Source organism: Mycolicibacterium iranicum (genome assembly GCF_002101705.1).
GTDB classification, from domain to species: Bacteria; Actinomycetota; Actinomycetes; order Mycobacteriales; family Mycobacteriaceae; genus Mycobacterium; species Mycobacterium iranicum.
This window is the reverse complement of the sequence record NZ_LQPC01000031.1, coordinates 210,974-224,370: the sequence shown is the minus strand read 5'-3', so window position 1 is coordinate 224,370 and position 13,397 is coordinate 210,974. Positions and strand designations below refer to the sequence as shown.

6 protein-coding genes are annotated in these 13,397 nt (G+C 67.9%); 5 read left to right on the top strand and 1 reads right to left on the bottom strand.

What is annotated here, in order from left to right:
• Positions 1-156 precede the first annotated feature (156 nt).
• Together trxA and AWC12_RS16995 are read left to right on the top strand one after the other, a co-directional pair.
• Positions 157-519: a thioredoxin gene (gene trxA, locus AWC12_RS17000; protein ID WP_024449308.1), complete on the top strand. Its 363-nt coding sequence runs from the start codon at positions 157-159 to the stop codon at positions 517-519.
• An 18-nt stretch (positions 520-537) separates the two neighbouring features.
• Positions 538-1,371: an enoyl-CoA hydratase gene (locus AWC12_RS16995; protein WP_234814053.1), complete on the top strand. Its 834-nt coding sequence runs from the start codon at positions 538-540 to the stop codon at positions 1,369-1,371.
• Here the strand turns inward: AWC12_RS16995 and AWC12_RS16990 are convergent.
• Entirely contained in the window at positions 1,343-3,940 is a 2,598-nt protein-coding gene (locus AWC12_RS16990) for an alpha/beta fold hydrolase (RefSeq protein WP_165762819.1), read from the bottom strand. The genes AWC12_RS16995 and AWC12_RS16990 overlap by 29 nt on opposite strands.
• A gap of 433 nt (positions 3,941-4,373) precedes the next feature.
• Here AWC12_RS16990 and pks2 point away from each other — a divergent pair, with 433 nt between their 5' ends.
• Genes pks2 through AWC12_RS16975 form a run of 3 tightly spaced genes read left to right on the top strand, consistent with a single transcriptional unit; the run spans position 4,374 to position 13,397 of the window.
• On the top strand, positions 4,374-10,592 hold the full coding sequence (gene pks2, locus AWC12_RS16985) for a sulfolipid-1 biosynthesis phthioceranic/hydroxyphthioceranic acid synthase (RefSeq protein ID WP_420087723.1): 6,219 nt from the start codon (positions 4,374-4,376) through the stop codon (positions 10,590-10,592).
• On the top strand, positions 10,592-12,058 hold the full coding sequence (locus AWC12_RS16980; protein WP_085175713.1) for a condensation domain-containing protein: 1,467 nt from the start codon (positions 10,592-10,594) through the stop codon (positions 12,056-12,058). Before pks2 ends, AWC12_RS16980 begins: the two co-directional genes overlap by 1 nt.
• 1 nt (position 12,059) lies before the next feature.
• Positions 12,060-13,397, top strand: coding sequence for a hypothetical protein (locus AWC12_RS16975; RefSeq protein WP_110808665.1), 1,338 nt, complete (start codon positions 12,060-12,062; stop codon positions 13,395-13,397).

Sequence of the window (13,397 nt, the reverse complement as noted above, 5' to 3'; positions counted from 1 at the left end):
GGAGCACTACCTCATCCTGAACGTGGCCGTCGGCAACCCATGGAACGGCGACCCTGATCCGTCGAAGCCGTTCGAGGCGCAGATGAAGGTCGACTGGGTGAAGGCCTACTCTCTGTAGAAAGGAACATCACAGCCGGAAGAAACGTTGAGGTTCACGTGGCTACTCGAGACATCACCGCGCAAGAGTTCAACGACACCATCAACGGCAACGACATCGTTCTGGTGGATTTCTGGGCGTCGTGGTGCGCGCCGTGTCGGGCCTTCGCGCCGACCTTCTCGGCCTCGTCGGAGAAACATCCCGACATCGTGTACGCCAAGGTGGACACCGAGGCCGAACAGCAGCTCGCTGCCGCCGCCGACATCCGGTCCATCCCCACACTGATGGCCTTCAAGAAGGGCAAGCTGGTGTTCAACCAGGCAGGTGCGCTTCCGGCCGCGGCCCTTGAAGACCTCATCCAGCAGGTCAAGGACTTCGACATCGACGCCGCGATCGCGGCCCAGGACAACGGGCAGAGCTGACCCGCTAACGTGCATCCCGTGACCGAAGCCACGGGATTCGTCCTCGTCGAACGACCGCGACCCCACGTCGCCCTGGTGACGCTGAATCGGCCCGAGCGGATGAACTCCATGGCATTCGACGTCATGGTGCCTTTGAAGGCGGCCCTCGATGAGCTGACCTGCGACAATGACGTTCGCGTGGTGATCCTCACGGGCGCGGGTGCCGGTTTCTCGTCGGGCGCCGACCACAAATCGGCGGGTGCGGTGCCGCACGTGGACGGGCTCACCCGTCCCACCTTCGGGCTGCGTTCGATGGAGGTGCTCGACGATGTCATCCTGGCGTTACGCAAGATGCACCAGCCGGTCATCGCCGCGGTCAACGGTGCAGCGATCGGCGGCGGCCTGTGCCTCGCGCTGGCCGCCGACATCCGCGTCGCCTCGAACGAGGCCTATTTCCGGGCGGCCGGCATCAACAACGGGCTCACTGCCAGCGAGCTGGGGCTGAGTTATCTGCTGCCGCGGGCGATCGGCTCGTCGCGGGCCTTCGAGATCATGTTGACGGGGCGAGACGTGGATGCTGCCGAGGCCGAGCGGGTGGGGCTGGTGTCGCGCTGCGTTCCACCGGAGGAGCTGCTGGAGACGTGCTATGGGCTCGCCGAGCGGATTGCCGCGTTCTCCCGCCCGGGCACCGAACTGACCAAGCGGACCTTGTGGAGCGGCCTCGATGCCGGCTCGCTGGAGGCCCACATGCAGGCCGAAGGCCTGGGTCAGCTGTACATCCGTTTGCTGACAAGCAATTTCGAGGAAGCCGTCGCCGCGCGGAAGGACAGGCGGGCGCCTGTCTTCACCGACGACAAGCGCGAGACGCATTGAGTGCACCGACGACGGCGTCGATGTGGGGTGGGCGCACCATCGAGTGGTGATCGCAGTCGAGCACCATCGACTGCACGTCGCCGGTCAGGATTCTCGGCCACAGCCTCGGGTCGTCGGAGTTGAGGTGGCTCAGGATCAACAGCGCGCGCCCGTTCCACGGTTGCGGGCGGTGCCGGTAGCCGGCGATCATCCCGACTTCCTCCACCGCGCGGGTCTTGCGGTTGTAGTCGCCGAAGAACAGACCGGCCAGGGGGACCGTCTTCTGCCGTTCCCACCACGTCCTGAAACCGTTGGCCTCGTCGGTCTGCAACGTGACGGTCGCGCCCGGAACCTCCCGGGCGACGCGGGGGGACAACCACGGGTCCAGCATGACGACCAGGTCGACGGTTTCACCGCCGGCCTCGAGCTGGCGTGCGGTCTCCAACGCGATGTGCGCACCGAGGGAGTGGCCGATCAGCGTGTACGGCCCGCGCGGCTGGATGCGCCGCAGATCTGGGAGGTGCCGTTGCACCGCCCGCGTAATCGACCAGTCGGGAAGTGTGCCTTGGTTCAGGCCGCTGGGCTCGAAGGCGTAGACGGCGGTGTCGGCGCCGACGCGCTGCGCGAGTGGGACGAAGCACAACGCCGAGGCGCCCGCCCCGGTGAAGCAGAACAGCGCAGTGTCGGTGGTGTCGGCCGAAATCGGCCGCAAGGCCACCGTGGTCGGTTGCAGATCGGCGGCGGGCCGGCGCTGCCCGAGTCGCTGGGCGAATTCGGCGAGTGTGGGGGCGGCCGCCAGATCGGACGGTTGCAGCGCGACACCATGCGATTCGCGGAGTTCGACAAGCATCTGAGCCACCGTCAGAGAGTCGCCGCCGAGGGCGTAAAAGCTGTCCGCCCGCCCCACCGTGTCAACCCGCAGCACTTGCGCCCACAGCTCGGCGACCGCTGATTCGTCAGCCCCGCAGGGGGATTGGAACGGGATGCGGTGGGGTCTCGGAAGTGCCATCCGGTCGACCTTGCCCCGGTCGCCGCGCGGTAGCGCGGAGAGGATGTCGATGTGCGCGGGCACCATCCACGGTGGCAGGTCCCGGTGCAGCCGGATGCGTAGCTCGGCCACCGAGGGTGTCCGTGCTGTTGCGCTCGGGGCGACGTATGCCGCGAGCTCGGGTGTGCCGGCGGTGCTCTGCGTCGCGACGACGGCGACTTCGCGCACATCGTCGTAGGAGGCGAGCGTCGCCTCGATCTCGGCGGGCTCCACCAGGTATCCGCGGATCTTGACGGTGTTGTCGGCTCGGCCGGAGAACACCAGATATCCGTCGTCGTTCCACCGTCCGACGTCGCCGCCGCAGTATGTGGTCGTGCCGTCACCGTTGTCGACGAACGTCGCGCTGGAGGCGGAGCTGTCGAGATAGCCGCGGCCCAAGTATGGCGACGTGATGGAGACGGCGCCGGTGTCGGCGACGTAGACCGTCTTGTGCGGTGCCGGGATTCCCACTGGGACGACGCCTCGGGGAAGCGGGGCGGTGGGTGCGATGTCGTGGCTGGCGATGGCGAGCGTCTCCGTCGATCCGACCCAGTTGGTGATGATCGCGTTGGGCGCCAGATCTCTGGCCAGTTTCACGTGTCGCGCGTGGATCGGCTCACCGGTGGTGACGATGCGCTCGACCGACGGTGCCGTGGCTCCGCGCGCTGCGTGATGCAGGGAGTCCACGAACGACGGTGTGCAGGTGATGACCTGAGCGCGGGTGGCGCGGATGCGGTCGAACGCTTCGCGGGCGCTGTACTGCCGGGGGTCGACGGCGATGATCTCGGCGCCTCCCATCAGCGATCCGAGAAGGACGTTGAGGCCGCCGGCGAAGCTGATCGGCATGCACAGCGCCACCCTGCGTGCGTCGCCCAGTCCGAACCGATCGTTGAGCAGCTGCGCGTCGGCCAGCCAGAGACCATTGGTGTGCAGCACCGCTTTGGGTGTGCCGGTGGATCCTGAGGTGAATTGGATGCTGGTCACGACGTCGGGGGTGAACCCCAGGCACAGCGGCGGGAGACTGGTCAGCTGGTCCTGCGTGATGCGCGCGATGTCCGGCGCCACGTCGATCGGTGTCACGCGGTAACCGTGTTCGGTGAGGATCTCGGCGATCTTCTCGACGCGGGTGGCCGGCATCTCGGCGTCTAGGGACACCAGTGTGGTGCCGCGCGCGAAGAGTCCGAGGACGACCGATACCGTTGCAGGAGTCAGGTTTCCGCGAACGAGTGCGGCCTGAAATGCGTCATCGGGCAGCGATGTCTCATCGCGAGCAGCGTGCGCGGCGGCGAGCAACTCGCCGTAGCTGACCGACCGGTCCGGGAAGCGGAGCGCGACACGTTCGGGGTAGCGGCGCGCGGTCGCCTCGAAGTGCGCTGCGACCGTGGGATGTGCGAGGGGGCGTTCGGTTGGAACGTCAGACGGAGTGCAGGCCGGAATCGTCGGGCCCGCCCCGCGCGGTTCCGTTACGGCGTGCCGCTGTCGGGCGGCGCGGTGTCGCGCGAGGGGGATGACAACGAGGGCTCCCGCTGCAACCAGGCAGCCGGCGAATTTGATCCGGCTCATGGGAGGCGTCCTTCGCACGTGATGACCACGGTCGGCGGCACCGACCGACAGGACCATAGCGTAGGCTAGCCTAACTACGCCAGCGGTGGGGGTCACCGTGAGGTAGCCCCCACACCGGCGTGGCGAGCGGTTAATGTGCTCCGTCGCAGGCGATCGATGGGCGACTCCCGCCAGCAGAATTTGCTGGCATCTGCAGCCGTGTCCTGGGAATCGTACTGCTGACCTCGGCCCGACGGCGATGTTCCGGAGGGTTCGGTCGTCGTAACATAGTGCAGCACAATCGGTTTCACTCACACTTTGCTCGAGCCCAGGCTTGTGCTGAGTGCTCGCATGTTCGCTTAGGCTGTGCTAACTTTCCTCAAATTGACTTTGCCGTTGTTTCGTGGGGCCGTCAGGGGGAGCCCGGGCCTGCGTGGAAGAGGTAGGGAACTACGTGGTCGAGAGGTCGTCTTTGACCCCCATTGCCGTGATCGGGATGGGGTGCCGACTGCCAGGAGGCATCGAGTCGCCGCAGCGACTGTGGGAGGCGTTGCGCAGTGGTGCCGACCTCGTGACAGAGGTTCCTCCGGACCGCTGGGACGCCGAGGAGTTCTACGACCCCGAGCCCGGCGTGCCCGGCCGCTCGGTGTCCAAATGGGGAGGATTCCTCGACGACGTCTCAGGCTTCGACGCCGAATTCTTCGGAATCGCCGAGCGCGAAGCCACCGCGATCGACCCGCAGCACCGATTGCTCCTCGAAGCGTCCTGGGAGGCCGTCGAGCACGCCGGCATCGACCCGGCGACCCTGGCGGGCACTCAGACCGGTGTTTTCGTCGGCATGACGCACAACGACTATCAGCTTGTCGCCGCCGAGGCCGACGCCATCGCCGGTCCGTACGGCTTCACCGGCAGCAATTACGGGTTGGCGTCGGGGCGCATCGCGTATCACCTTGGCGCGCACGGGCCGGCGTGCACCGTCGACTCCGCGTGCTCCTCCGGACTGCTCGCCGTGCACATGGCATGCCGCAGCCTGCACGATGGTGAGAGCTCGCTCGCGCTCGCCGGTGGAGTCAACGTTCTGCTGGAGCCGCGCAAGCTGTCCTCGGGATCAGCGCAGGGAATGCTGTCGCCGACGGGCCGATGCCGCGCCTTCGACGCCGGCGCCGACGGGTTCGTCTCAGGAGAAGCAGCGGTGATGCTGCTCTTCAAGCGTCTGCCCGACGCGCTGCGCGACGGAGACCGGGTGCTCGCCGTCGTGCGGGGTACCGCGACCAACCAGGACGGTCACACCGTCAACATCGCCACGCCGTCACGACCCGCGCAGACCGCGGTGTACCGGTCGGCCCTCGAAGCGGCAGCTATCGACCCGGCCACGATCGGCTATGTCGAGGCGCACGGCACCGGAACGCCCGTCGGGGATCCGATCGAGTACGCCAGTCTCGCCGAGGTTTACGGCACAGCGGTGCCCTGCGCACTCGGGTCGGCAAAGACGAACTTCGGGCACTCGCAGTCCGCGTCGGGTGTCGTCGGCCTGATGAAGGCCGCACTCGCTCTCGATCACGCCGAGGTGCCTCCCAATCTGCACTTCGAGCGACTCTTCGACGAGGCCGCCCAGATCGACACGGCCCTGTTCGTCCCGCAGGCCGTCACGGCATGGCCGCAGATCGGCGAGCACCCCCGCCGTGCCGCGGTCTCGTCCTACGGACTGTCCGGAACGAACGTGCACGTCGTCCTGGAGCAGGCGCCCGACCGCGGGCCGACTTCTCACGCCGGCGAGACCATCGCGGCGCCGTGGCTCTTCCCGGTGTCGGCAACCTCACCGGAAGCGCTGTGCAGCAACGCATCCCAGCTCGCCGACTGGGTGTGCGCCCGATCGGGTGAGCTGGACCTCCGTGATCTGGCCTATACGCTGGGTCGCCGCCGCGCGCACCGCACCGTACGCACCGCCGTGCTGGCCGGTACCGCCGAAGAACTCGTGAGCGCACTGCGGGCCGTCGCGGCCGGTGACGCGCCGCCGCCGGCAACTGCGCCGGACGGCAACCGCGGCCCGGTCTGGGTCTTCTCGGGCCAGGGCTCACAGTGGTCGGCCATGGGTGCGGCGCTGCTGTCTCGCGAACCGCAGTTCGCGGCGGCCATCGCCGAGATCGAACCGCTGATCGCCGCGGAATCCGACTTCTCGGTGACCGACGAGGTGACCGGGTCCGAAACAGTCAGCGGCATCGACCGCGTCCAGCCCGCCGTCTTCGCTGTTCAGGTGGCCCTTGCCCGCACTTTGGCGTCCTACGGAGTGCGCCCGGGCGCAGTCATCGGCCACTCGATGGGAGAGGTGGCCGCCGCGGTCGTGTCCGAGGCGCTCAGCCTCGAAGACGGAGTCAAAGTCATCTGCAGGCGATCGCGGCTGATGCAGCAGGTCGCCGCCGGCGGCGCGGCAGCCGGTGCGATGGCTTCAGTGGAACTGCCTGCCCAGCAGGTGCTTTCCGAACTGGCCGCGCGCGGAGCCGGTGACGTCGTGCTGTCGGTCATCGCGTCGCCCCGATCGGCGGTGATCGGCGGCGCGAGATCGACGATAAGTGCGCTGGTTCAGGAGTGGGAAGACCGCGGTGTGATGGCGCGAGAGGTGGCCGTCGAGGTCGCATCGCATTCGCCGCAGGTCGACCCGATCCTCGACGATCTGGTCCAGGCCCTCGCGGATCTCGAACCCGCCGAACCCAAGATCCCATATTACTCGGCGACACTTTATGATCCGCGCGAGCTCGCAGATTACGACGCGTACTACTGGGCGGACAATCTGCGCCACGCGGTGCGGTTCGCGGCCGCTGTTCAGGCCGCGGTCGAGGACGGGCACCGGGTTTTCGCCGAGTTGTCGCCGCATCCGATGCTGACCCACGCCGTCGGCCAGAACGCCGAGAGCCTCGATGTCAGCGCGATCGCGCTGGCGACGATGCGCAGAGCGCAAGATCTGCCGCACGGTCTGCGTGAGGTGCTCGCAGATCTTTACAGCGCCGGTGCCACAATCGATTTCGCCGCTCTGTATCCGGAAGGGAATTTGGTCGACGCGCCATTGCCCGTGTGGTCGCGACGGCAGCTGATGCTCTGCCGGGACACTGCACAGCCGGTCGTGGCCGCACCTTCCGACACGCATCCGCTGCTGGGTGCGCACGTGCGGCTCGCCGAGGATCCGGAACGCCATGTGTGGCAGGCCGACATCGGCACCCGGACCCATCCCTGGCTGGCCGACCACCGCATCCATCAGGTCGCCGCGTATCCCGCCGCCGCGTACTGCGAGATGGCCCTTGCGGCGGCGCGCACGGTGCTCGGGGACACGGCCGAGGTCCGCGACATCAGCTTCGAGGCCGCATTACTGCTCGACGACACAACCCCGGTGGCTGCGTCGGCGTCGCGGAACGGCTCCGGCGTCGCGACCTTCACCGTCGACACCCACGTCGACGGCGAGCGGGTGCGGCACGCCGGCGCCACCCTCGCAGACGCGGTCGACCTGCGCGATCCGGAACGGTACGACGTCCCTGCCCTGCTGGCCGCGCACCCCGTCACGATGGCAGGCGAATCGCTACGCGCGTGGTTCGACGAGCGTGGGGTCCAGTACGGTCCCGCCTTTGCGGGACTCAGCGCCGTCCACACCGTCGAGGGCGGCGTATCCGTCCTGGCCGAGGTCGCGCTGCCGGGGTCGCTTCGATCGCAGCAGAGGGCGTATCGCGTTCAGCCCGCGCTGCTCGATGCGTGCTTCCAGGCGGTCGCCGCTCACCCCGACCTACAGGCGGGCCGCACCGGAACTCTCATGCTGCCCTTGGGTATTCGCCGCATCCAGGTGTGGAGGTCGTTGCGCGGGGCCCACTACTGCCGCATCTGCGTGACCGAGGTGACTCCGGCGGGGGTCGACGCGGATCTCGACATTCTCGACAGCGACGGCACGGTGCTGATGTCACTGTCGGGTCTGCGCCTGGGCACCGGCCTGTCGGCATCGGCTCGGCGCGAGAAGCTCTTCAACGACCGCCTGCTGGGCATCGACTGGCATCGCGCCGAACTGCCCGAGGCGGACAGGGCCGGTGACGGACGGTGGCTGGTCATCAGCACGGCGCCTGAGGCCGACGGACGCGCCGGCGAGCTCGCCGCCGCGTTGCACGACAGGGGTGCTGACGTGAGCACCGCATCATGGCCGGTGGGCGACATGGCGCACCAGGCGATCACCGGTGTGGTCGCCGTGGTGTCCGGCCAGGAAGCCGAGGTGGTGTCTCGTCTTGTCCACGTCGCCCGCGGCGTAGCCGACATCGCTGGCGCGCCGCCTCGACTGTATGCGCTGACCGCTCAAGCGCAGTCGGTGTCGCCGGACGACGAGGTGGATCTCGACCACGCGGGTGTGCGCGGACTGATGCGCGTCATCGGTGTCGAACACCCCGGGCTGCGTGCCACCCAGATCGACGTCGACGCGCTCACGGAGCTCGAACTCGTGGCCGCCCAGCTGGTGGCAGGGTCCGACGAGGACGAGACCGCATGGCGCGACGGCGCCTGGTATGTGGCACGGCTCAAGCCCGGCCCGGTACGCCCCGAAGACCGCTTCACGACGACCGTCAAGCACGACTCCGAAGGCATGCGCCTGCGCATCCGCACACCCGGTGACCTGCAGTCGCTGGAGCTCGTCGCTGCCGAGCGCACATCGCCCCGCCCCGGCCAGATCGAGGTGAGGGTGACGGCGTCGAACCTCAATTTCGCCGACGTCCTGGTGGCCTACGGTCGCTACCCGAGCTTCGAAGGCAGGCTGCCGGAATTGGGTGCGGACTTCGCCGGTGTCGTGACGCGCGTCGGAGCGGGTGTCACCACCCATCAGGTGGGCGACCGCGTCGCGGGAATCACCGCCGACGGCGCCTGGGCCACCTACGTCACCTGCGATGCGGACATGGCCGTGACGCTGCCATCCGGTCTCGCGGATGACCGCGCCGCTGCAATCCCCAGTGCCCATGCCACGGCGTGGTACAGCCTGCACGATCTGGCCGGGATCTCATCGACAGACAGGGTGCTCATCCATTCGGCGACAGGAGGCGTCGGCCAGGCCGCCATCGCCATCGCCCGCGCGGCCGGTGCGCAGATCTTCGCCACCGCGGGCAGTCCGTCCCGGCGAGAACTGTTGCACAGCATGGGTATCGACCATGTCTACGATTCACGCACGGTGGATTTCGCAGACCAGATTCGCCGCGACACCGGCGGGTACGGGGTTGACATCGTGCTGAATTCGCTGCCTGGGGCCGCTCAGCAGGCGGGTCTGAAGCTGTTGGCGCCCGGCGGCCGCTTCGTCGAGATCGGCAAGCGAGACATCTACGCGGACAACAAGATCGGTCTATACGCGTTTCGCCGTAACCTGTCCTTCTTCGCCGTCGATCTCGCCCTGCTGACGCTGACCCGGCCTGGTCTGGTGCGGCGTGTCCTGGAGGCGGTGTTCGCCGAGATCGCCGACGGTGACCTGCCGCTGCCGGAGACCACCACCTACCCATTGTCGGATGCGGCCACCGCGATCAGGGCCATGGGGGCCGCCGAGCATACCGGCAAGCTCGTCCTCGACGTACCCAGCGAAGGTCACAGCCAAGTGGTGGTACCGCCCGCGCAGGCGGTGGCGTTCCGTCGCGACGGGGCCTACGTGATCAGCGGTGGTCTCGGTGGCCTCGGCTTGTTCGTCGCCGAGCGGCTCGCCGAACTGGGTTGTGGACGCCTCGTGCTGACCGGACGGTCGGAACCCGGTGATGCGACCTTGGCTGTGCTGGAAAGGATTCGCCTCGGCGGCACGGAGGTCGAGGTCTGCCTGGGCGACATCAGCGAGCCCGCCGCGGCCGAGCGTGCGGTGTCGGTGGCCACGGCGAGCGGCCGACCCGTGCGTGGGGTGCTGCACGCAGCGGCCGTCGTCGAAGATGCGGCATTGACGAACATCACCGACGGCCTGATCTCCCGCTGCTGGGCGCCGAAGGTCACGGGGGCGTGGAACCTGCACGAAGCCACCGTCGGACAGCCGCTGGACTGGTTCTGCATGTTCTCGTCGGCGGCGGCCCTGGTCGGATCGCCGGGCCAGGGCACCTACGCAGCAGCCAACAGCTGGCTCGACGCATTCACGCACTGGCGACGCGCGCACGGTTTACCCGCCACCACCATCGCATGGGGGCCGTGGGCCGAGATCGGTAAGGGCCAGGTCCTGGCCAAGAATTCGGCGATGGCCATCGCGCCGTCCGAAGGCGCCTACGCGCTCGAGTCGCTGCTGCGGCTCGATCGTGGATACACCGGCTACGCCCCGATCGCAGGCGAACCCTGGCTCACGGAGTTCGCGCAGCACAGCACGTTCGCCGAAGCGTTCCGCACGTTGGGGGAGACGCGGTCGGAGAGCAGCGCCTTCCTGATGGAACTGCGCACTGTGCCCCCGCAGGAGTGGGTGGGCCGACTGCGTCGGCTCATCGTCGACCAGATCGGCGTCATCCTGCGCCGCACGGTCGATCCTGATCGGCCCCTTGCCGAGTACGGCCTGGATTCCCTTGGCGTGCTGGAGGTTCGGACCCGGATCGAAGCCGAGACGGGGGTGCGCGTCGCGACCACCGACATCACCACCGTGCGTGCCCTCGCCGAGAACCTGGCCGCGGTGCTGACCCAAGAACTACTCGCCGACGGGAGTACGCACTGATGGTGGCATTGAGATCGATTCACGACTGGGTGGGCGAACCGGGCCGTGTCGTCTCCTGGCACCCCTCACCTGCGACGATGGCCAAAATGCGCGAAGCCCCGGTCAGCTCGGTGCCCGTCAGTTATCAACAGGAACAACACATCCGGACCTTTCGCAGGCGCCAGGCGGCCGGTGCCGACATGGCCCGGCTCAACATTCCCGCGTGGGACATACCGGGCCAGTGCGATCTTCGGGCGATGTCACACGTCCTCAATGCCTACCTGAGGCGGCACGACACCTACCACAGCAGCTTCGAAGTCGCTGACGGCGACGTCATCGTGCGACGCACCCTGAAGAACCCGCGCGATCTGAAGTTCGTTCCCACCGAACATGGGGCCATGACCGCGGCCCAATGGCGTTCCCATGTCCTGGCCACCCCGGACCCACTGCGTTGGGACTGTTTCCATTTCGGGATCATCCAGCGCAAGGACCACTTCACGTTCTACATCAGCGTCGACCACGTGCACACCGATGCGTTGTTCATGTGCCTGGTGCTCGTCGAAATCCATCTGATGTATCTGACGCTGATCAGCGGCGGGGCCCCCGTCGCGTTGCAGGAAGCGGGAAGCTACGACGACTACTGCCTCAGGCAACGCCGGTTCACCTCTGCGCTGACATTGGAGTCCCCGGAGGTCAGGGAGTGGATCCAGTTCGCCGAACACAACGACGGCTCCATGCCGCTGTTCCCGCTGCCACTCGGCGACCTGTCGGTGCCGTGCGGCGGCGACATGATGGTCGTGCAGCTCCTCGATGCCCGGCAGAGCAAGAGTTTCGACGCGGCCTGCACGCGCGAAGGTGTGCGGTTCAGCGGCGGCGTCCTCGCCTGCGCCGCCCTCGCGCACCATGAATTCACCGGCGCACCCGTCTATTACGGCGTCACACCCACGACGACGCGCAGCACCCCCGCCGAGTTCATGACCACCGGCTGGTTCACCGGCCTCGTCCCGCTGACCGTGCCGGTGAACTCAGGGTCGTTCGGTGAGACTGCGCGCAAAGCCCAAGCGTCGTTCGACGCACGCGGTGACCTGGCCCATGTCCCGTTCGACCGCGTGCTCGAGCTCGCCGACGGCCGATTCGGCCTACGCGGTGCGGGCCCCGGCGTGCAGATGGTGTCCTATCTCGACGCGGGCCTGCCGCCGCTGTCCCCGGCGATCATCGCCGAGTGGGAACGGATGAACGGAAAGATCTACTGCGACAGCCGGTCTGCAGATCAGATCGGAATCTGGGTGAACCGCACGGAGCGGGAGACCGTCGTGACGGTCGCATTTCCCGACAACCCGGTGGCCCGCGATTCGGTGCAGCGCTACCTGAACGTGATGAAGCAGATTTATGTCCGTATCGCCGAGTCCGAGACGCCGCACGCCGTCCGGCACGGTGTCGCCGCGCTGCACCATGGGAGCCGGCTGTCCCCGGTCCCGGGGAGCTGACATGACGGTGCTCGACTACGTCGATCAGGCCATGTATCTGGGGCTGCGCGCCACCCGCCAAGCCGCTGCGATGCAGTGCGTCTGGATCTACGAACATCCGGTCGACCTCGACGCCGTCCGGCGCTTCCACCGCGACTTCGGGAACGGCTTGTGGGGGCGCAGCATCGAGCGCTCCGCCGTACCGTTCGGCAGGCACCGGTGGGTGAGGGCCGTCAGGCCCCCAGCCGATCTCGACATCGAGGCCCGTCCCCGCCCTCGCGCCGTCCTCGGCGACTGGCTCGACGAAAGGGCGGTGCGGCCCGTCGACCCCGAGTGGGGCCCGAGCTGGCATCTCGGAGTGCTGCCGATGACCGATGGCTCGACGGCGCTGTGCCTGACGCTGTCACACTGCATCAGTGACGGCGGAGGCGCCGTCGCGACGATCCTCGATGCCATCACCGGCGAGATCCGCGACTTCGGCTACCCGGCTCCGCGGTCGCGCACCCGCCGTCGCGCCGTGGTCGAGGACCTCCGGCAGAGCCGACGTGACTTACCGGAAGTGAGAAGCACACTGGGCATCGCGGGCCGCATCGCGCGCCGCAGGCTGCTTGACCGCCCGGCGCGCTCGGCGCCGAAGGGAGTCGCCGGAAGAGGTTTCGACGACACCCGGCACGTGGCGGTCCCCTCGGTCTCGGTGTTCGTCGACCTGGACGCGTGGGATGGGCGGGCCGCCGCCCTCGGGGGCAACGCGTATTCATTACTGGCCGGATTCTGCGCGCGGCTGGCCGATTCCATGGGCAGGCGTGCGGCGGACGGCAAGGTCCCGCTGATCATTCCCATCAACGACCGCGCCGGCGTCGCCGACACCCGTGCCAACGCTGTGCAATTGGCCAGTGTGCGTATCGATCCCGCGGTGGTGTGCACGGATCTTTCCGGCGCGCGAGCCGAGATCCGGCATACGCTGGCCACGCTGGGGGAGGTGCCCGAGGAGGCCGAGCAGCTGCTGCCGCTGATCCCGTTCATGCCGAAGGTCGCGGTCAGGCGGGGCGCCGAGATGGCGTTCAACTTCGCCGAGCAGCCGGTGTCCTGCTCCAACATGGGCAACGTGCCGTCCGACGTTGCACGACTCGACGGCACCGATGCCGAGTACGTCCTGATGCGCGGCGTCGACCAGCACGTGACCCGAAGAGTGCTGGAGCAGCGGCACGGTCTGCTCACCATTGTGAGCGCGCGGGTCTGCGGCCGACTCTCGCTCGCCGTGGTGGGCTATGCGGGCGGAGTCGTCGACACGAGGTCTGCGCTGCGCGTGCGCGTGGAGCGCACGCTTTCCGACTTCCAGCTCATCGGCGCGGTCGTCTGA

Bases quoted from the DNA above. Each gene is read 5' to 3' on its own strand.
- AWC12_RS16990 (WP_165762819.1), bottom strand. From the start codon at position 3,940: ATGAGCCGGATCAAATTCGCCGGCTGCCTGGTTGCAGCGGGAGCCCTC.
- AWC12_RS16980 (WP_085175713.1), top strand. From the start codon at position 10,592: ATGGTGGCATTGAGATCGATTCACGACTGGGTGGGCGAACCGGGCCGT.
- AWC12_RS16975 (WP_110808665.1), top strand. From the start codon at position 12,060: ATGACGGTGCTCGACTACGTCGATCAGGCCATGTATCTGGGGCTGCGC.